Origin of the sequence: Pelagibacterium sp., from assembly GCF_048264985.1 — a bacterium.
GTDB lineage: Bacteria > Pseudomonadota > Alphaproteobacteria > Rhizobiales > Devosiaceae > Pelagibacterium.
Genome location: NZ_JBLXCL010000001.1, coordinates 1,233,622 through 1,253,551 on the forward strand (window position 1 = coordinate 1,233,622; position 19,930 = coordinate 1,253,551).

The window sequence follows — 19,930 nt, forward strand, 5'->3', positions numbered from 1 at the left end:
TCTATGAGCCTGGCCATCCTGTTGATCCTGCTTGCACTGTGGACGCAGGGGGCGCTGACGCTCATCGTGCTTTTCATCCTCGGCCGGCGGCGCTTGCCGCTGGTCGCTGCCAGAACGATCGCCGTGCGCGATATCGCGCTTGATGCAAGTCCATGGCCGGAGGGCGCAAAAAAGGCGTCCAACGCCTTTGATAATCAGTTCCAGCTGCCGGTTCTATTCGTCATCGGTATCGGAATGGCGCTCTATCTTGGTGCCGGATGGCCGGAAGCTGTTCTGGCTTGGGCTTTTGTCCTAAGCCGTATCGTTCATGCGGCGATCCATGTTACCTCCAACAATGTGTACAGGCGATTTTCCGCCTATGTTTTCGGCTTCGCCGTGCTCATCGCACTCTGGTGTGTGATTTTCGGGCGGCTGGTCCTTGCTTTTCAGGTGATTTGATGCGTCTTCCCGGACGAATGGCGGCCGCCATGGAAGTGTTGGCCGATATGGAAGCGCGCAAGCGCCCGGCTTCTGAGGCCCTCAAGGGGTGGGCTCTCGATCACCGTTTTGCTGGTGCGGGCGATCGCGCCGCCATCGGCAATCTGGTCTATGACGCCTTGCGTAAGCGGGCCAGCCACGCATGGCGGATGGGCGAGGATACGCCGCGCGCCCTTATCCTCTCAGTTGCCATAAACGACTGGAATCAAGACATTAACGCCTTGAATCAGGACTTCAGCGCCGACAAGTTCGCGCCGGATTCGATCTCTGAAGTGGAGGCCCTAAATCTCTCTTCCGATTCAGCTTTTGACGACGCGCCTGATCACGTTAAGGCGGATTTGCCTGAATGGCTTGCCGACTCGTTTGCACGCAATTTCGGAACTGAATGGGTAGATCAGGGCAAGGGCATGACAGCCCGGCCACCACTCGACATGCGCGTCAATCGCCTCAAATCAGAGCGCGCGCGCGTGGAAAAATCTCTCTCCCGCTTTGCGCCGCAACCAACTGCCATTGCGCCCGATGGGCTGCGACTGGTTTCCGGGCCCAACGATGCCCGGACGGCAAATGTTCAGGCCGACGAAGGCTATCAGAAGGGCTGGTTCGAGGTTCAGGACGAAGGCAGTCAGGTCGTGACCCTGCTTGCTGGGGCAAAGATGGGCGAACAGGTGCTTGACCTGTGCGCTGGTGCCGGTGGCAAAACCTTGGCTCTGGCTGCTGCGATGGGCAATACCGGCCAGATCTTTGCTTATGATACCGAACGTACGCGGCTCGCGCCCATCCACGAGCGCATGAAGCGCAACGGGGTTCGCAATGCCCAGGTTCGTAATCCCGACGCCGGATCGCTCGATGATCTGGCCGGCAAGATGGATCGTGTGGTCATTGACGCGCCTTGCACCGGCACAGGCACCTGGCGCCGTCGTCCCGATACGAAATGGAAGCTGACGCAGGCGCAACTCGAAGCGCGTCTCGCTGATCAGGTAAAGGTGCTCGATGAGGCGGCCCGGTTTGTCAAATCCGGAGGGGAATTGGTCTACATCACCTGTTCGGTGCTGCCCGAGGAAAACGACGATCAGATCGCCGCGTTCCTCGACCGGCATGACGGCTTTGCGCCCATCGCGTTGTCGGCGCGGTGGGATGGCTTGTTTCCTGACGCCGCGAAACCTTTGAGCGCGAACGGAAACACGGTTACACTCACTCCGGCTACAACCGATACCGACGGCTTTTTCTGCGCGGTGCTAAAGAAGGGGTAGGGGGTATGGCAAGGCGCTGGATCGCGATAGTCTTCGGGTCCGTGCTGTTGCTGGCAGTTCTTGCCATAGCCGGCATTGCCAGCCTGTTCCTGATTTCGAGTTCGGCCAATGATGTCCGCTATGATTTCGTATCGCCTTCGGGCCGTGTCGATCTCTATCTGATCGAATCCTGTGAATATGAAGGCTGCACCCATCAGGCTGTAATCGAGCAGCCAGGCGTTCAGGGAGAGCCGATCCAGGTGCGCTGCGGCCTCGATATCGAGGCCTCCGAGCCCATATTCACCTCCCTTGATGTGCAGTGGGCGGACAATGAAGCTGCGGTGCTCGTTTCTTTCGGCAGAAATAGTGAAGAGCGTTCGATTTCCATCGATTTCGAGCGCGATTGCAATCTTTGAAATCGATGACTGACCCAGTGTGAACCAAAACCCAATTGCTTGCGTTTAAGGGGCATGACACATGCTCCGACTATGAATGATATCAAACAACCCCGCGCGCTGCTCTGGCTTGCCGTATTCTTGATTGCGGTTATCGGCGTTGGGGCATTTCTTGGTACTCAAACTGCGCCCGGTGCTTGGTATGCAGGTCTGGAAAAGCCGTTCTTCAATCCGCCCAACTGGATTTTTGGGCCAGTCTGGTTCACGCTCTACGTCTTGATCGCAATCGCAGGCTGGCGGACATTTCTGGTTGGCCCGGTTAGCCTTGGGATGGGCTTTTGGGTCGTGCAGATGCTGCTCAATTGGGTCTGGTCGCCTGCGTTTTTCGCTGCAGAGAACTTGACGCTCGCTATGATAATAATCGTGCCCATGTTGGCGGCGATTTTTGGCTTCATCGTTAATCAATGGCCCCGCGATCGGGTTGCGGCCTTGTTATTCATTCCCTATGCGGCATGGGTCAGCTTTGCGACACTATTGAACGGTTCCCTGCTACTCCTTAATACGTAAGTGTTTTTGATGTATTTCTGGTGAATGAAACGTATTGTGCTGAATAAATATTAATTCAACTTGATGTTCTGTTCTTAAATGTATTAAAATTTGACTGCTGTATTTTTGGCGTATGCTTCCGGGAACCCAAACACAATTTCTGGTAGAAAAGGCCGTCAGATCCATCGAGTCTGGCATTGATGACGGCGCCGTTGAGTACATTCGCGGCATTGCGCGTCAGCTCAATATCTCCCACCATCACCTGCACCGCACCTTTGCAATGGCAATCGGGGAAACGCCGGGGGCTTACCGCAGGCGGGTCAGCATGCACGCCGCAGCAATGCGGCTTCAGTGGTCCAATGAGCCGATCGGACGAATTGGGTTTGCCGTGGGCTACGCAAGCCAGGCTGCCTTTACCCGCGTTTTTGAACGATTCTTCGGCATCTTGCCCGGTCGCTATCGCGCCTCTTATCAGAACGAGCACGGCGCGCCCGCACGCGTCGAGGGGGCTCGGTTCGTGCAGGTCGATGGCGGTATGCCGCTTGTGCTGCTGGCCAAGCGATACCGTGGTTCGTCAGAAGACATCGATCGCTTTTGGATCGACTTCTTTCACCGCTTTGGCGCGGCGATTGAAAGCTATTCGATGCCTCTGCGCCGTGTTGGGCTAATCTACAACGATTGGCGCGTCGACCCTGATGGAGTCGTCAGGTACGACTGCTGCGTTGTCATCAACCAATTGGACGCATTCGATATGCAATCGCCCCCGGAGGGGCTGCATGTCGTGCTCAGTCGGGAACGCGAATACGCAGGTTATCGTTTTCCGTCGCCGGTTTACGACCGCCGAAAGAGTTACATAAATGTAGGCGACAGCCTGTTTTTCGAACGCTCTCTCCATCTCACTGAAGATCCCGCAGTAGAGATGTTTGGCGATCCCGACGCCCACGAAACGACATTGCTTTACGCTGTCGAATAAGTTGGCGTCACAGATCCGCCTCCAAAACCATCAGGACGCCTTGGATCGTCGCCCGATCAGTCTTTCTCTGGCCTCAGCAATACTACTAATCGCGATTTTGTGACTCCGCCGCGCGTTTGGCGGTGTCAGTACGTTGCGAACGCCTGCTGGCCGGGCAATTCGCAGCAACAAGTGTAGTGTATTGAACCAGTTGTAAAATTTAAGATCACGTTAACGTCGGCCTGAAATGGCGATCCATATCAAATACGAGCAAACAGCATATCCTTAAATGAGCAATACTCTATTGGTTCAGTTCTGAAAGCTCGGCCCGTAGGAACTGCTGTCGAGCAGCTATTGGAGGCAAGATATGCGTAAATTGCTTACTGGAATATCTATATCTGTAGTAATGGCATTGGCAATAACCCCTGCGGCAAACGCCGGATCTCTTTTGGGTATTATTGGCGATAAGGACAGCGGTGCCTTGGTGACGCTTGGCAGTGGCGGAGCAGGAGACAGTGGCTTGGTCAATGTTGGTGTCGGCGGCGGCGGCGGCAACGTGGTTGATGCCAATGTTGCGCCGAGCGGCGACAGGAACCTGGTCAACGCCAATGTCAGCGCCAGTCGAAGCTCCGGCCTGTCTGTCGACGCCGGAGCCCTAAATGACAATGTGACAGCCAGCGTTGGCGTCGGGGGCGGTCGACTTGTTGATGTGGACGTCGATGTCGGCGGTAATGGCGGCAATGGTGGAAACGGCGGTAACGGCGGTAACGGTGGCAATGGTGGTAACGGCGGCAATGGTGGCAATGGTGGTAACGGCGGCAATGGCGGCAATGGCGGTGTGATCGGCGGCGGCGGGTCCGGTGGAAACGGCTTTGCCACTTCCGATCCAAGCTGTATGGGTATCAACCCCAATGAGCTGATCCGCATCTTTGAATCCTCAACGCTCACAGGGTGGAACAACGCCAGCAACATCCAGATCATGGCACTGCGCGTTTGCCCCGACATCCGCCGGTACGTGGCCAACTATTTCGCTACAAGTGGCAAATACCAACAGCTCCAGTCCCTTGTACGGACCGATCCGTTAGTTGCAGCGTCGTTGAGCCGCTCGAATTATGACGAGGGACGGGTCCTTGGCGTAACCCGTCAGTCATCGAGCCTGACGGTGTTCGTCTTCTAGTCGATTCGATCGATCAAATAGACCACTCGCTGACGAACGAAATCCGCGCATTTCCCCCAAATGTGCGGATTTTCACGTGTCCCATACGCAAAAGTGGCAGCTTTCATCCATGTGCGCAAAATGAAACCACCCCGGATGCGAGGGACATCCGGGGTGGCTGCAAAAGGCCTGAGGGCATGGGACCGCAACTGGCCTTTTGACCGGGACCGCGCGAAGTGGGACGCTTTGGGGGACCGCGCTTAACCCGTTTTCTCTTGGTTGCCGTGTGGACTGACCGCTCGGCTTCCGCTTGTCCTAACAACGCCAAAGCGCGCGGTGAGTTGCAAAAGGGGTTGCATTATTTGCGCTCATCGGGATTGTCGCGTTTCAGGTCGCTCTCCCATTGCCTGACCGTCCGATTCCAATTAAAGGCTCGCCATGCAGAACGACGCGCCCACAGATACCATCCTCATCGTTGATTTCGGTTCACAGGTAACCCAGCTCATTGCGCGGCGGGTTCGTGAAACTGGAGTCTATTGCGAAATCCACCCATTCAGCACCGCCGCTGACAAGCTCGATACGCTCCAGCCCAAGGGGATCATCCTCTCCGGTGGGCCCGCCAGCGTTATTGAGGAGGGCTCGCCTCAGGTCGATACCAAGCTGCTTGATTTCGGCGTGCCCGTACTTGGCATCTGCTATGGCCAGCAGGCCATGTGCGTTGCACTTGGCGGCGTTGTCGAGCCCGGTTACGTCCGCGAGTTCGGTCGCGCCGAAGTGCGCATCGAGAAGGACAGCGCCCTTTATGACGGCGTTTGGGAGCTCGATCATTCCTACCAGGTCTGGATGAGCCACGGCGACAAGGTCTCCGAAATTCCAGTAGGTTTCGAAGTGGTCGGCACCTCGCCCGGTGCGCCTTTTGCCATGATCGCCAATCAGGAACGCAATTTCTTCGGCGTACAGTTTCATCCGGAAGTTTATCACACACCCGACGGTGCCAAGCTCTATGCCAATTTCGTGCATCACATTTGTGGTTGCGACGCCAATTGGACAATGGCTGCCTATCGTGAGCAAGCCGTTGCCGCGATCCGCGATCAGGTGGGCGACAAGAAAGTTATTTGCGGCCTCTCGGGCGGTGTCGATTCTTCGGTCGCTGCCATCCTCATCCATGAGGCAATCGGCGATCAGTTGACCTGCATTTTCGTCGACCATGGCCTGTTGCGCAAGAACGAGGCCGACGAAGTGGTCTCAATGTTCAGGCATCAGTATAACATCCCGCTCGTACACGTTGATGCATCGAAGGAATTCATCGGCGAATTGGAGGGGGTCGTTGAGCCGGAGGCCAAGCGTAAGATCATCGGCCGGTTGTTCATCGAGACGTTCGAAAAAGAAGCTGCCAAGATCGGCGGCGTTGAGTTCTTGGCACAGGGTACGCTCTATCCCGATGTCATCGAATCCGTGTCGTTTACTGGCGGTCCTTCGGTCACGATCAAAAGCCACCATAATGTTGGCGGTCTGCCCGAGCGCATGAACATGAAGCTCGTCGAACCGCTGCGTGAACTGTTCAAGGACGAAGTGCGCAAGCTCGGCCGCGAACTGGGCTTGCCCGAGCATTTCGTAGGTCGCCACCCTTTCCCCGGACCGGGCCTTGCCATTCGTTTGCCGGGCGGCGTTACGCGTGAAAAACTCGAGATCCTGCGTCAGGCCGATGCAATCTATCTCGATGAAATTCGCAAAGCAGGTCTCTACGACACGATCTGGCAGGCCTTTGCAGTCCTGTTGCCTGTTCAGACAGTGGGCGTGATGGGCGATGGACGCACTTATGAGAGTGTATGCGCGTTGCGCGCTGTAACCTCGGTCGACGGCATGACCGCCGACTTCTATGCCTTTGATATGAATTTTCTTGGCCGTGCTGCGACCCGGATCATCAACGAGGTCAAGGGCATCAATCGCGTCGTCTACGACGTAACCTCAAAGCCCCCAGGGACCATTGAGTGGGAATGATTCAGGCCCATCCGTAAGCCGCCGATTTTACGCTAAAGCACGACCTACGTATCTGAAAAGAGATATAAATCATGCCGGTAGCAATCAGTAGCTATCGGCATGTAGAGATTGGCCCTGTCGGCCCACCCGACGGGTCTCCGGTATATTGCTCCGGCGAATTTTACAAAGTACCGTCACGATCAATGAGGCTCGTGACGGTACTTTTTTCAACATAATCCGTTGAAAATACAAGATATTCCCTGTCATTAGTCCTCGAAATTGTGCTGACGGTACTTTTCAGGAGGCGGAAGGGATGCTCACGGACGCTGCCATCAAGGCATTGAAACCAAAAGAGAAAATTTACAAAGTCGCAGACCGCGACGGCATGTATGTGCGCGTGATGCCCAGTGGCACGGTCTCATTTCGTTTGGACTACCGGCTCAACGGACGCCGGGAGACCGTCTATCTGGGCAGGTATGGACGCGACGGGATCTCGCTTGCCCGTGCCCGAGAGAAGTGCATCGACGCGAAGCGTGCCGTCAGCGAGGGACGCTAACCGGCGAACGAAAAACAGCGAGAAAAACGTTGTATCAAGGAAGCGAAGAGCTTCGGTGAATTCGGCGAGAAGTGGTTGACGGCTGGGCCGATGGCCGACAGCATCGCGCGCGATGCGTCGCTCCATCTTCGAGCGCGAACTGCTTCCCGTCTGGCGCAATCGCCTGTTAACGGAAATCACTCCGAATGATTTGCGAGCGCACTGCGGCAAGATCGTTGATCGAGGAGCGCCGGCCACGGCCATTCATGTGCGCGACATACTCAAGCAAATATATGGGTTCGCGATCCTGCACGGTGAAAACGTGTCGAATCCGGCCGATGAAGTGGGGCCAACCTCGATCGCGACATTCGTGCCGCGGGATCGTTCGTTATCGCCTTCCGAGATACGTGTAATGCTGAAGCAACTGGAACACGTTGCCACCTTGCCTACGATCCGCTTGGGGCTACGACTCTTTCTGTTGACCATGGTGCGTAAGAGCGAGTTACAGGACGCGACCTGGGATGAGGTCGATTTCGAGAACGCGGTCTAGACAATCCCAAAGGAACGGATGAAGCGCTCGAAGGCGCATAATGTTTACCTGTCGCGGCAAGTCCTGGACATCTTTATCGCATTGAAGACGTGCTCGGATAATTCGCGATATGTTCTTCCGTCGCGCTATGACGCCGACGCGCCTATGTCGCGCGCAACCTTCAACCGCGTAACATATTCAGTGGTGGCACAGGCCAAGAAGGAAGAACTGCCCCTCGAACCGTTCACGGTGCATGACCTTCGACGGACAGGATCGGCGCTACTCAATGAACTTGGCTTCAACAGCGATTGGATCGAAAAGTGCCTCGCTCATGAAGACGGCCGCTCGTCACGGGGAGTCTACAACAAGGCCGAATACGAGCTGCAGCGCCGTCACATGATGCAGGAGTGGTCGGATATAATCGATGCGTGGCTCGAAGGACGCAAACGCGTACCAGCTCTCATTCCACCTTCGATGCCGCTTTTCGACCCCGATCCGTCTCTTTGACAGGGCGAGTTCTTCGCTGGCTGACATCAGGATGTTTTGCACGAGTGATCGGCGTGGCTCTGCGTGACGCTAGCCACGCCTCCACCTCTGCCAAATCCCATACGACGCATCTCGGCGTCAGAGCAAACCGGCGCGGGAACTGCCCACGTTGCTCCATCTCGTAGATAGTGCTGTCGGCCAGCGGGACGATTGCGCGCAGCTCTTTCCTTCCGATCGTCCGCGTGATCCTACTCTCAGTCGTCCGAGTCACTCTCTTTCGCCTTCGTCTATTTTTCCTGGCTGATTGAAAGCAATAGATGCTGAAAAGAGGAAGGCGATAAAAAGGGGCGTAGTAATTTCGACCCGTCCTAGCGTGCATATGGGACGTTCAATGTTCGTCGGATTCACGCAGGCGGGGCTGATGCCGATAAGGTAGCTCGATGAGTGTTTAGCGCCTCCGACACGAGCATGCACTCGAACCGTTCGCTGCTGGGTTCGTCGGGAAGGCTGGCATAGGCCACGAGCCGCAGGTGCTTTTCCTCATCCACGATAAAGGTGGAATGGTCGAACGTGACCGCGCCAATGCCTTCTAGATGAAAGCTCCGACGCCCCTGGCAACGGCCATGCACATCATGCCTGCGCCAAAGATCGCGAAACGCAGGTGATCGCTGTTCGATAGTTTCGACCAGTTCGATCATGTCCTCGTCGTCGGGCGCCTGCGCATAATCGCGCCGGAAGCTTGCGAGAACCTGAGGAGCCTGGATGTTCCACTCCAAGATTCGGCCGGACAGGCTGTTATCAGCGAACAGCATCCACAGCATGTTCCGCTCTAATGGATCACGCGCCTCGAAACCGAAGAGCCTCTCCGCCGCCGCATTCCAGCCGATCACATCCCACCGAAGGTTCAATACATAGGCGGGCCGAAGCGCCAAATCGTCGATCAGCCTCCGAACCAGCGCGGGCAAGGCGCACCAGGCGCGTCCATGGATGGCGGGAGGCCGGTGATGCGCCAGAAGGAACAGATGCCGTCGCTCGGTCTCATCGAGTTTCAGCACCCTCGACACGTTGTCGAGAAATGCGGTCGAGACATTGATGTCGCGGCCCTGTTCCAGCCATGTGTACCAACTGAGGCCGACGCCAGCGAGCGCCGCCACTTCCTCCCGCCGCAATCCAGGCGTGCGCCGCCTCTTGCCGGGTGGAAGGCCGACATCGAGCGGAGAAAGGCTTTCCCTACGCTGACGCAGAAAGTCCGCCAATTCTGTCCGTGTGCGATCGAGGCGAGTGTCCAGCATATTGCTCATAGTAACCGTATAAATTACTCCATAGTAATAGGATTGTAGGCGGCTTATCCGACGGTTTCAACCTCGGGAGCCGCCATGTCTGACAACTGCATTTCAGGAACCAAAACATCATCATCACGATCGAGTATTGACGAAGGTTCGACTTCCTCCCCGCTCGCGCTGGCCATCCTGTTGCTCGGCGGGTTCATCACGGTCTTCGACCTGTTCGTCGTTAATGTCGCAATCCCGTCGATGCAGGCCGACCTTGGCGCGAATTTCGCCGAGATCGGCTTCGTCATCGCTGGTTATGAGTTGGCCTTCGGGGTGTTGCTGATTGCGGGCGGTCGTTTGGGCGACATTCATGGCCGTCGCAGACTCTTTGTTCTCGGAATGGTGGGCTTTGCGGTTGCGTCCTTCCTGTGCGGAATCGCGCCGGATGCGACCAGCCTGATCGCTGCACGCTTGCTGCAGGGAGCAACGGGAGCAATCCTGTTTCCTCAAGTCTACGCGCTGCTGCGCGTCATGTATGACGAGGCTGGGCGCCGCCGCGCCTTCGGCCTCCTCGGCATGACGCTGGGGCTTGCCGCCATCGCCGGACAGGTGCTGGGCGGGTTAATCGTTGAGAGTGATCTCTTCGGTCTCGGCTGGCGCGTGATCTTTCTTATCAATCTGCCGATCGGCGTGCTGGCCGCGATCTTTGCCCGCACTATCCCGGAATCGAAAGCGTCGGATGTAGCAGGCGTCGACTGGCCGGGCGTTAGTTTGGCCACGGTTGGCTTGCTGCTGCTGCTTCTACCGCTGCTGGAAGGTCCGAATAGCGGGTGGCCCGCCTGGACATGGGGCAGCTTTCTGGCTTCGGGGCTATTGCTCGTCGGCTTCCTTGCCTGGGAACGTCGGGCAACTCATCCCGCCGTCGATCTGGGCCTTTTTGCCAATCGAGGGTTTTCGGCCGGGGCAGTCGTCGTGCTTTTGATCTACTCGACCTCGACCTCATTATTTTTGTGTTTCGCACTTTTGCTACAGACGGGCCTTGGCTTGTCACCTTTCGAGGCCGGGATGTTGTTCGCGCCGGCGAGCGTGGGCTTTGTTGTGGCCTCGCTGATCGCACCAAAGCTGGTAGCGCGTTGGGGCAATGGAGCGATCGCTGGTGGCGCACTGATCTATGCTTTGGGGATAGGCTGGCTGATCCTCACGGCGTCCGAACTCGCGGGCCGAGAAGACGTGCTTGTGATGCTTCCGGCATTGATCCTGTTCGGCTTAGGACAGGGGCTGTCGATGACGCCGCTGCTCAACCTCGTTATCGGTTTCGTCGAAGAGCGTCATGCCGGTATGGCGGCAGGCATCATCTCGACCATGCAACAGGTCGGCGGTGCGTTTGGCGTTTCCATCGCCGGCATCTTCTTCGTGTCCATTCTAGCCGGGCATTCGAGCGGTACTGAACCGGAAGCCAGCCGCTACGTGGCCGCCTTCGCCGGGGCCATGTTCTACAATCTTGCGGCTGCTGCCGTTGCCGCCCTGCTGATTGCCTGGATCGCGCGGAAGAGACTGGCGCAATGATTGCGGAATGGGATCTATCAGTTGAGCGCCGCCATGGCCGGCTGATCAGCGCCTCCAGTTCTGGGCGGGTGGCACCATCGCGCGCCTGGAACGAAATGGCCTGCATGATGCCATGATAGAAGGCAACGAGACGGTCAACCTCAATGTCTTCCGGAAGGTCGCCGTCCTTTATACCACGCCGCAGGCGTGTCCTGATGTAATCCTCGGTCTTGCGGCGAGCATTGACGAGGCATTCGCGTGCGCGCTGGCTTTCGGGAAGACAGTTCACCACACCGAGGATCAGCATGCAGCCACCGGGCTTTGTAGAAAGGGCGACGTCGACGCTGCCCCCAAGCATATCGCGAATCCCGTCTTTTGCCGTTGGACCGTTTTCGAGGGCGCGCATCGGGAGCAAACCGACGGTTGCGATGTAAAGCTCCACCGCATCGAGGAACGCCGCCTCCTTCGATCCGAAGGCCGCGTAAAAGCTTGGAGGACCAACCTTGATCGCCGCCATGAGGTCGTTGAGCTGCGTGCCCTCGTAGCCCTGCGACCAAAACACCTCCATCAAGCGCTCAAGCGCCTTCTCGCGATCAAAGCTGCGGGGACGGCCACGTGGCGCCATTATCGAAACCGCACAAATAAATTTTCTGGCTGATTTCCCTTTAAAATCAACAGCGTATGATTTTGGCGGCCCGACGGTCGGCATCCGGTGCCTCGCGCAAGAAAAATCCTATCTAGATCAATAATCTAGCCGGGTTTTAGACAATCGAGTGGGAATAACGCATAACGCCTTCAACGGGCAGAATCGATAAAGCCGGCGGCAAACAGCATAGGTGTTTGCCGCCGGCTTTGCTTTTAGAGGGCTTAAAAGCCGCTCAGAACAACTTTGCCCTTGGATTTGCCGGATTCGACCAGCGCATGGGCGCGCTTGAGGTTTTCGGCGTTGATAGCGCCGAAATTCTCCGCCAGTGTTGTCTTGATCTTGCCGGCATCGACAAGTTTGGAGACCTCGTCGAGAAGTTCGTGCTGGCGTTCGATATCGGCAGTCCCAAATAGCGAGCGTGTAAACATCAGCTCCCAGTGCAGGGATATCGATTTGGACTTCAGTGGTGCGGCATTCAGTTCCTTTGGATCATCGATAAGTCCAAAGCGCCCTTGCGGTGCCAGAAGTTCGACGATGTCGGGAATATGATCGTCTGTGTTGGTGGTTGAAAAGACAAAACCCGGCTGCCCAATGCCCAGGGCTTTGATTTGTGGAGCAATCGGTTGGCGGTGATCGATGACGTGATGCGCGCCAAGATCCTGCACCCAAGCCTGTGTTTCCGGCCTTGAGGCTGTCGCAATAACGGTAAGGTCGGTCAGCGCCCGGGCGATCTGGATTGCAATCGAGCCAACACCGCCAGCGCCACCGATGATGACGATGGCATTGGCTGCGCCTGGAACTGGCCGTTTGACGTCAAGTCGTTCAAGCAAGGCCTCATAGGCTGTGATCGAGGTCAGTGGCAGCGCGGCAGCGGACGCGAAATCCAGCGTGTCCGGCTTTGTGCCGACGATGCGCTCGTCAACGAGGTGAAATTGGGCGTTGGTGCCCGACCGATTGATTGCGCCAGCGTAAAACACAGCATCGCCGGGTTTGAAGAACTTCGTATCCGGGCCGACTTCTGCAACCACTCCGGCTGCATCATACCCCAGCACTTCCCAAGCTCCGTCCTTTGGCTGGCGCGAGGCGCGCACCTTGGTATCGACCGGGTTGACCGAGATCGCCTTGACCTCGACCAGTATATCGCGGCCCAACGGCTGAGGTTTGGGCAACTCGATGTCGACAAGCGCTGTTTCCGCCTCGATTTCTTGAGGGGTCTGATAGCCGATGGCTTTCATAATATTACTCCGAATTGAAATGCTATGTGGTTGGGCTTAACGATCAAACTCAACAGTGACGAAGACCAGTTCCGTCGAACCAGTGTTGGTTAGGTCGTGGACAAAGCCATTCTCAGTGGTCAAATCCTTGAAATGCTTGGTTTCGCCGGCGGTGTACTGGTGATCGATGACGTCACCGTCGGAATATCGTGATCTACCTTGCCCATCCGTCAGCACCGTCCAGAAATAGGGGCGATCATGGCGGTGGGCTGGCAGCGTTTCACCTGCTTGCAATCGCAGATGCCAGATACGCATGCCGTTTCCGGCGAATGTGAGCGTTGTGCCGATCCGCGCGTTCTCGCGTCCGGGCGCACCATCCGGGGTGGTCGGCTCCGTACTCATGCGAATTCTGTCAGCGCCGGATAGCTTGAATAGCCATCCTCGCTGCCTCCAAACAGTTTTGTCCCATCAAATTCGGCAAGGGCCAGATCTTCACGATACCGGTGGGGCAGATCGGGGTTGGCAATAAACGGCCGGCCAAAGGCCACGATGTCCGCATATCCGTCGGCAACAATCTTTTCGGCACGCGCCTTGTTGTATTTTCCGGCAACGATGATCTTGCCCGAAAACGCCTTGCGCAAAGCCTGGCGGAAAGTTTGGGGCGTTTGTGGAGCATCGTCCCAGTCCGCTTCGGCCAGATGGATATAGGCCAGACCAATCCGGTCAAGCTCGCCGGCAAGCCGCAGGATCGTTTCCGGAGCCTCATCGTCATTCATGTTGCGTTGGGTGATGAACGGCGAGAACCGGATGCCGGTGCGGTCGGCACCAATCTCTTCGGCCACCGCCTGTGCAACCTCCAGGGCAAACCGGATCCGGTTTTCTTGACTTCCGCCATAGCGGTCAGTGCGCTGATTGGACGTACGCCGCAGAAACTCATCAATCAAATAGCCATTGGCGCCATGGATCTCGACCCCATCGAATCCTGCGGCTTTCGCATTTGCGGCAGCCTTGCGGAATTGGTCTATGACGTCTGCAATTTCGTCCGTTTCCAAAGCGCGCGGTATGGGGCAGGGCGTCATCGCACCCTGGCCGGTTACCGCGTCGACCACCCATACTGAGGCATCCGGCGCTAGTGCCGAAGGTGCAACTGTCTGGCCATCGGCATGAAAGCTCTGGTGGCTCATGCGGCCAACATGCCAGAGCTGGGCAAAGATTCGGCCACCAGATTCATGAACGGCATTGGTGACGAGTCTCCAGCCGGCAACTTGGGCGTCCGAATGAATTCCGGGCGTAAACGAGTAGCCTTGACCCTGCGGCGAGACTTGCGTGGCTTCGGTGACAATCATCGCTGCGGACGCGCGCTGGGCATAATAGGTCGCCATCATGGCGTTGGGCACATTGCCCGGCTGGGTGGAGCGAGATCGAGTCATCGGTGCCATAGCGATCCGATGCGGCAAGTCCAGCGGTCCCATATTGAGTGGCGAAAAGATCGAAGTGTTCATTATCGGCTCCATAACAAGGTCAGTGCGTGGGAACAGGTTCGGAAAACACCGCTTCGATCAGCGGTCCGCCGGGTGCGCGCAGAAACAGGCGCCGCTCCGCGATGTCGGCAAGGTCCATCGGCCCGTAAGCGATGCCCAAGCGCTCGAGCTTGGCACGGAACGCCGCATAGCCTTCGAGCCGAAGCCCGATATGGTCGATTGCTTCGGCCGCCCGATCGACTCCACCGCCGTGTGAGCCAATGATATGAACCAGCGGTTGGCCCTCGCTATACAGCCAGGTGCCGGGGAGGTGGCGAATTGCCTGGGGCCGCTTGCCTTCCGTAAGATTGAATACATCGCGAAAGAAATCGCGTGTTGCTGCGATGTTGCGGGTGCGAATGGTCACATGATCGAGGTGCATTGTGTTTTCCTTCCGCCGCCTACATAGACCTTGCGGAAATGCCTGATAATTGAGTAGGATTCAAAAAGATAATTCGGATTTGCCGAAAAATGAACTTGAGCAATCTCAGACTGTTTCTGCGGATAGTTGAAAAGGGCGGTCTGGCAGCCGCCGGGCGAGAGGTTGGTCTGTCTCCCGCTTCGGTGTCCGAACGACTGTCGGCGCTTGAACATCATTATGGCGCGACGCTGCTCAACAGAACGACACGGGCGATCAGCCTGACGGAGGAGGGTAAAGCGCTCGTCGCCGGTGCCCGCCGGCTCCTGGCCGAGGCCGACGAACTCGAGTCGCGGGTACGACTGGGCGCTGAGAAGATTTCCGGGCCGATCCGTATCAGCGCGCCCGAAGATCTGGGGCGCCAAAAAATTGTCCCGATCGTTGACGCTTTTCTGACCGAAAATCCAGAAGTGGTCATCGATCTCAACCTGACCGACGGATACATAGATCTCGTGGGGCAGGGGATCGATCTTGCTGTGCGGCATGGCTCGTTGGCGGACAGCTCGCTCAAGGCGCGCTCACTCGGTACCAATCGGCGGATCGTTTGTGCGGCGCCATCTTACCTGGCGGCCCATGGCACGCCCAGCCATCCCAATGATCTTTCGACCCACGATTGCATCGTCATGCGGTTTGGTCAAAATCTCGATCGGGAATGGTCATTCCTGGTGGATGGTGAGCAACGCAGCGTCATGGTGCGCGGGCGTCGCATCGCAAATGACGGCGGCATGGTTCGCCAGTGGTGCCGCGACGGGTTCGGGCTGGCGCTGAAATCTGTACGCGATGTCGAGGATGACATCCTTGATGGCACTCTGGTCGAAGTGCTCGGTGATTTTTCGGCGGGAACCACTGGATTGCAGATCGTCTACCCGCCCAGCGCCGTGCAACCGAGACGCGTGCGCTTGTTGATCGACCGGATTGCGGCGGCATTCCAATAGGCAGCGCAGGCCGTTTTGCGCCTCAGTTTCGTGTCTCCGAGCCGCCGTTTCGATCCCTCAGCGAACGCCGATAGTCCGATGGGCTCATGCCTGCCAGCTTCCGAAAGCTCGTATTGAAAGCCGACAGAGAGCCAAAGCCGGAATCCATTGCGACCTGAAGGACGTTGACGTCGCCACGCAACAAGAGGGCTTGTGCATATGAAAGACGAAGCAGGCTAACATATTCGTTCAGCGTCATCCCGGTCGATTTCTTGAAGACGCTCATGGCGTATTTGGGATGGATATCGACCGATGAGGCTATCGCACTCGAGTCGATGTCGTGTCGGAAATTTTCGGCGATGTAAAAACAGATCTCGCCGATGTTCTGAAAACTTTGCCGATCGGGTGCCTCCGAAGGCGCTGTGTCCGTCGTTGCAGCATCGAGCAGATTGTAGCTGTCGAACTGAATGCGCTCAATCCGCAGGAGCAACTCATCGATGGCATGATTGACCTTCACTGCGTTGTCCGATCGCAGATAATCCGACCATCGCGCAAAAGACCTGTCATCCCCTTGGTCGCGTTCGGCGGCCAGCAGGGTCGCACCGCGCATCAGGCGTTGCTGGATGTCGGCTGGTAGCCTGAGCTTGAAAAAATGGACCAGAGGCAGATGAATGGCGATGAACATGGCGTTCTCGCTTGTGTCGATGACCCGATGGGGCAATCCGCCCCAGAAAAGGCAGAGGTCGCCAGCATCCAGATGAGCGCAATGGCCCTGCATCTGATAGTCGACAGATCCGGCGAACACATAGTTGATCTCGACTTGGGCATGCCAATGCGCAGTCGCCATGATGCCTGGCTGCTCGTGGCTTATGACAAGCTGATTGGGCACGCCCTCGACTTTGCTCTTGAGCGGGTTCCAGTAGCGCTTTTGGCCGATCTTACTTTCCAACGACTCCCTCTTCCCTTTTCGTGAGACGCCGGCTGCGAACCATATAGTCTAAATCCAGCCCGTATTTCGGGCAACACAAATGGGAGGATTATCAATGCGTCGAACGACAGGATGCGCATCGGTTGCGCTCGTGCTCGGCATGACCGGTGGCGCCTTTGCCCAGTCAGGCGAGATTTCAATCTGGAGCTGGAACGTCGCGGCTTCCTCGCTCGAAGCGACAATCGAAGGCTTTAATGCCGAATACCCCGACGTGACTGTGACAGTTTCCGATCTGGGCAATCAGCAGGTCTTCGATCGGACTTTGGCCGGTTGTGCTGCTGGCGGCGCCGGACTGCCCGACATCGTTTCCGTCGAAAACCATGAGGCAGGCATCTTCTGGGCCCAGTTCCCCGATTGCTTCGCCAACCTCAAGGAGCTCGGCTACACAGACGAAATCGCATCGACGTTCCCGGACTTCAAGCGCATTGAGCTCGAAATGGGCGACGTCGCCTATGCAATGCCCTGGGATTCAGGGCCTGTGGTCGTATTCTACCGCCGTGACTTCTATGAAAACGCCGGCGTCGACCCCCAAACTATCGAGAGTTGGGACGACTTTATCGCCGCAGGTCAGGCGGTTGCCGAAGCCAATGATGGTGTTGTCATGGCCCAGGCCGATCTTAATGGCGATACCGAATGGTTCCGCATGCTCGCCAATGAGCAAGGATGTGGCTATTTCTCCGAGGACGGAATGGAGATCACCGTCGCTCAGCCCGCATGTGTAATGGCACTGGAAAAGGTCAAAGAACTTGTCGATGCTGGTGTGGTCACCGCAGCGAACTGGGACGAAAAAATCCAGTCCAACAATGCCGGTACTGTCGCATCGCAGCTCTATGGCGGCTGGTATGAGGGCACAATCCGCTCCACAGCACCGGAGGATCAGGTTGGCAAATGGGGTGTCTATCTGATGCCGAGCCTGACCGACGACGGTGCTCATGCGGCAAATCTTGGCGGTTCGGCTTTGGCCATCACCTCGGCATCGCAGAACAAGGACGCTGCCTGGGCCTATGTCAATTACACCTTGGGCACCAATGAGGGCCAGGTGACCATGCTGCGAGAATACGGGCTCGTGCCGTCGCTCCTGTCGGCGCTCGAAGACCCCTATGTCAGCGAACCCCTTGCTTTCTGGGGTGATCAGGCAGTTTGGGTGGATATCCTCGATACACTCGAAAGCGTCGAACCCTCGCTTGGGACGCCATTCTTTGGCGATGCCGATGCCATCGTCCAGGCGGTTCAGACTCAATACCTAAACGGTGGCTACGACGATGCCCAAACAGCGCTCGCTGATGCCGCCAACCAGATAGCCCTCGTTACCGGAATGCCGGTTTCCCAGTAACACTGTGCAATGCGATGGCAGGCGGACCGCGTTCGGCCCGCTTGCCGTGCCTGATCTGGATTGATCTTGAGTGAGGAGGATGTGCGATGCGTGCCACCACGCGGACAGCGTATGGCTTTCTAGCGCCCTATTTGTTGATCTTCGCCGCCTTTTGGGTCTGGCCGATCATTTATTCCTTCTACCTCTCGTTCATGGCCACGCGCATTCAGCCCTGGACCTTCAACCCCACATTCAACTGGGGCCGGCTGATCATCGATCCGGCCTTTACCAATGCGCTCAAAAACACGCTCATCATCCTGGTCATACAGGTGCCGGTGATGGTCGCACTGGCAACGCTACTTGCGGTGTTGCTCAATTCTCAATTGCTCAAGGCGCGCGGTATCATGCGCTTTGCTTTTTTTGCCCCGGTCGTGGTCGGGGAGGTGGCCTATGCCGCGGTGTTCAGGCTTATGTTTCAGGCCGATTTCGGCGTCATCAACAAGCTGATCGGGCTTGTGGGCATTGCCCCGATCTCATGGAGTTCGAACCCGACAGCAGCCATGGCTTTGATTATCATGGCAGTGACTTGGCGTTGGGTGGGGTACAACGCGATCATCATCCTTTCGGGTCTGCAATCAATCCCTGAGGATGTCTATGAAGCTGCAACGCTCGACAGGGTTTCCAAGACGCGGCAGTTCTTTTTCATAACCTTGCCGTTGCTGCGCCCGATCATTTTGGTCTGCGTAGTTCTTTCGGTCATCGGCACAATGCAGCTCTTTGCCGAACCCTTCCTCATCACCAATCGCGGCGGCCCGGGCGGCGCCACTGAAACCCTCGGCCTGTTTCTCTATCGCCAAGGCTTCACTGTACTCAATTTCGGCTACGCTTCGGCGGTGGCCTACACGATCGCGGCTATTGCCGTGATCATTTCGGCGCTCAATTTCTGGCTGGGGAGGGACCCCAAATGAGGTCAAAATCACAAACCACGCTGCTTCGCACAGTCGGGCTTCATGCAGTTCTCGTGCCGCTTGCGCTAATCTGGCTGTTTCCCATCTGGATGATGGTCGTGTTCTCGACCCAACCGGAAAATGCCATATTTTCGGCCAATCTCACGCTGTTGCCGTCGGATCAGTTCGTCGAAAACTTCTCGCGCCTTGAAGCCGATACAGGTTTTTTGCGCACAGTGTTCGTCTCGGTGGTCGTTGCGCTCGTTTACACTGTGCTGTCGGTAATGTTGACGTCGATGGCCGGTTGGGCTCTTGCCCGTTACAGCTTCGTAGGGAAGGGCGTTGTCCTGGCCATCATTCTGGGCACGCTGACCCTGCCGTATTTCGTTGTTGTTATCCCCCAGTTCATCATGGTCGCCAGAGACTTTGGGCTCGGCAATACCTGGTTCGCACTGATCGTTCCGCCGCTGTTCAATTCGTTGGGCGTTTTGTTCATGCGTCAGGCCTTTTCCATGATGCCTGCCGAGCTGTTCGATGCTGCGCGGGTCGAGGGGGTCAAGGAGTGGCAAATTTTCTTGCGCGTTGCATTGCCCATGGCCCGTCCGACCATGGCAGCACTGTGCATCATCTTGTTCTTGGCCAGTTGGAACAATTACCTCTGGCCGCTGCTCATTAATAACCGTCCCGACATGATGACGGCGCCCGTTGCGCTGGGCTCGCTGATCGGGCTGACACGTGTTTCGTGGGGCGGGATCATGACGGGCGCGGTAGTGCTCACCGTTCCCATGCTTGTCGTCTTCGTCGTGCTTCAACGTCATTTCGTCGCCGGCATTGCCGCCGGCGCCATCAAATGAGCGCTTCTTTGGAAGC

19 protein-coding genes and 2 pseudogenes are annotated in these 19,930 nt (G+C 57.0%); 13 read left to right on the top strand and 8 right to left on the bottom strand.

The features are described 5' to 3' along the window. The first annotated feature begins 3 nt into the window (after nt 1-3). The 8 genes and pseudogenes from ACN0TA_RS06065 to ACN0TA_RS06100 all read left to right on the top strand — a co-directional run bounded on the left by ACN0TA_RS06065 (nt 4) and on the right by ACN0TA_RS06100 (nt 8,306). On the top strand, nt 4-438 hold the full coding sequence (locus ACN0TA_RS06065; RefSeq protein ID WP_417580830.1) for an MAPEG family protein: 435 nt from the start codon (nt 4-6) through the stop codon (nt 436-438). Continuing rightward, nucleotides 438-1,727 carry an RsmB/NOP family class I SAM-dependent RNA methyltransferase gene (locus ACN0TA_RS06070; protein ID WP_417580832.1) on the top strand — a complete coding sequence of 430 codons (1,290 nt, stop codon included), beginning with the start codon at nt 438-440 and terminating at the stop codon, nt 1,725-1,727. Before ACN0TA_RS06065 ends, ACN0TA_RS06070 begins: the two co-directional genes overlap by 1 nt. A 5-nt stretch (nt 1,728-1,732) precedes the next feature. Further along, entirely contained in the window at nt 1,733-2,122 is a 390-nt protein-coding gene (locus tag ACN0TA_RS06075) for a hypothetical protein (protein WP_417580834.1), read from the top strand. Nucleotides 2,123-2,194: 72 nt separating this feature from the next. Further along, nucleotides 2,195-2,668, top strand: a complete 474-nt coding sequence (locus tag ACN0TA_RS06080; protein WP_417580836.1) for a TspO/MBR family protein — start codon at nt 2,195-2,197, stop codon at nt 2,666-2,668. 112 nt (nt 2,669-2,780) lie between these two features. Continuing rightward, nucleotides 2,781-3,620 carry a helix-turn-helix domain-containing protein gene (locus ACN0TA_RS06085; protein ID WP_417580838.1) on the top strand — a complete coding sequence of 280 codons (840 nt, stop codon included), beginning with the start codon at nt 2,781-2,783 and terminating at the stop codon, nt 3,618-3,620. Between the two features lie 346 nt (nt 3,621-3,966). Then, nucleotides 3,967-4,776, top strand: coding sequence for a hypothetical protein (locus ACN0TA_RS06090; protein WP_417580840.1), 810 nt, complete (start codon nt 3,967-3,969; stop codon nt 4,774-4,776). Nucleotides 4,777-5,193: 417 nt separating this feature from the next. After that, the gene (gene guaA / locus ACN0TA_RS06095; RefSeq protein WP_417580842.1) at nt 5,194-6,756 is read left to right on the top strand and encodes a glutamine-hydrolyzing GMP synthase; all 1,563 of its coding nucleotides are present in this window, start codon (nt 5,194-5,196) and stop codon (nt 6,754-6,756) included. 292 nt (nt 6,757-7,048) lie between these two features. After that, a pseudogene (locus ACN0TA_RS06100) lies at nt 7,049-8,306 on the top strand (tyrosine-type recombinase/integrase). On the opposite strand, the gene ACN0TA_RS06105 reads toward ACN0TA_RS06100, so the two are convergent. Beyond that, complete coding sequence (locus tag ACN0TA_RS06105) at nt 8,260-8,556, bottom strand: helix-turn-helix transcriptional regulator (protein WP_417580844.1); 297 nt, start codon at nt 8,554-8,556, stop codon at nt 8,260-8,262. The pseudogene ACN0TA_RS06100 and the gene ACN0TA_RS06105 sit on opposite strands and share 47 nt — an antisense overlap. Before the next feature lie 133 nt (nt 8,557-8,689). Then, nucleotides 8,690-9,541 (bottom strand): helix-turn-helix transcriptional regulator, encoded by an 852-nt coding sequence (locus tag ACN0TA_RS06110; RefSeq protein ID WP_417580846.1) that lies wholly within the window; start codon nt 9,539-9,541, stop codon nt 8,690-8,692. Between the two features lie 120 nt (nt 9,542-9,661). Between ACN0TA_RS06110 and ACN0TA_RS06115 the strand changes: the two genes are divergently transcribed. Next, entirely contained in the window at nt 9,662-11,122 is a 1,461-nt protein-coding gene (locus ACN0TA_RS06115; protein WP_417580848.1) for an MFS transporter, read from the top strand. Nucleotides 11,123-11,261: 139 nt separating this feature from the next. Here ACN0TA_RS06115 and ACN0TA_RS06120 read toward each other — a convergent pair. The 5 genes and pseudogenes from ACN0TA_RS06120 to ACN0TA_RS06140 form a co-directional block, all read right to left on the bottom strand. Beyond that, nucleotides 11,262-11,810, bottom strand: a pseudogene (locus ACN0TA_RS06120) (TetR/AcrR family transcriptional regulator); the annotation flags it as partial. Between the two features lie 158 nt (nt 11,811-11,968). Then, complete coding sequence (locus tag ACN0TA_RS06125) at nt 11,969-12,982, bottom strand: zinc-binding alcohol dehydrogenase family protein (protein ID WP_417580850.1); 1,014 nt, start codon at nt 12,980-12,982, stop codon at nt 11,969-11,971. Between the two features lie 36 nt (nt 12,983-13,018). Then, on the bottom strand, nt 13,019-13,363 hold the full coding sequence (locus tag ACN0TA_RS06130) for a hypothetical protein (RefSeq protein ID WP_417580852.1): 345 nt from the start codon (nt 13,361-13,363) through the stop codon (nt 13,019-13,021). Then, nucleotides 13,360-14,463 carry an alkene reductase gene (locus tag ACN0TA_RS06135; protein WP_417580854.1) on the bottom strand — a complete coding sequence of 368 codons (1,104 nt, stop codon included), beginning with the start codon at nt 14,461-14,463 and terminating at the stop codon, nt 13,360-13,362. Before ACN0TA_RS06135 ends, ACN0TA_RS06130 begins: the two co-directional genes overlap by 4 nt. Nucleotides 14,464-14,482: 19 nt before the next feature. Beyond that, nucleotides 14,483-14,863 (bottom strand): VOC family protein, encoded by a 381-nt coding sequence (locus ACN0TA_RS06140; RefSeq protein ID WP_417580856.1) that lies wholly within the window; start codon nt 14,861-14,863, stop codon nt 14,483-14,485. An 89-nt stretch (nt 14,864-14,952) separates the two neighbouring features. Here ACN0TA_RS06140 and ACN0TA_RS06145 point away from each other — a divergent pair, with 89 nt between their 5' ends. Next, nucleotides 14,953-15,834: a LysR family transcriptional regulator gene (locus ACN0TA_RS06145; protein WP_417580858.1), complete on the top strand. Its 882-nt coding sequence runs from the start codon at nt 14,953-14,955 to the stop codon at nt 15,832-15,834. Nucleotides 15,835-15,856: 22 nt separating this feature from the next. Here the strand turns inward: ACN0TA_RS06145 and ACN0TA_RS06150 are convergent, their stop codons facing one another. Next, nucleotides 15,857-16,762, bottom strand: coding sequence for a helix-turn-helix domain-containing protein (locus ACN0TA_RS06150; protein WP_417580860.1), 906 nt, complete (start codon nt 16,760-16,762; stop codon nt 15,857-15,859). A gap of 94 nt (nt 16,763-16,856) precedes the next feature. Between ACN0TA_RS06150 and ACN0TA_RS06155 the strand changes: the two genes are divergently transcribed. The 3 genes from ACN0TA_RS06155 (at nt 16,857) to ACN0TA_RS06165 (ending at nt 19,914) form a co-directional block, all read left to right on the top strand. Beyond that, nucleotides 16,857-18,134: an ABC transporter substrate-binding protein gene (locus tag ACN0TA_RS06155; RefSeq protein ID WP_417580862.1), complete on the top strand. Its 1,278-nt coding sequence runs from the start codon at nt 16,857-16,859 to the stop codon at nt 18,132-18,134. 86 nt (nt 18,135-18,220) lie between these two features. Beyond that, entirely contained in the window at nt 18,221-19,081 is an 861-nt protein-coding gene (locus ACN0TA_RS06160) for a carbohydrate ABC transporter permease (RefSeq protein WP_417580864.1), read from the top strand. Then, complete coding sequence (locus ACN0TA_RS06165; RefSeq protein ID WP_417580866.1) at nt 19,078-19,914, top strand: carbohydrate ABC transporter permease; 837 nt, start codon at nt 19,078-19,080, stop codon at nt 19,912-19,914. The genes ACN0TA_RS06160 and ACN0TA_RS06165 overlap by 4 nt, the downstream gene beginning before the upstream one ends. The last annotated feature ends 16 nt before the right edge of the window (nt 19,915-19,930 follow it).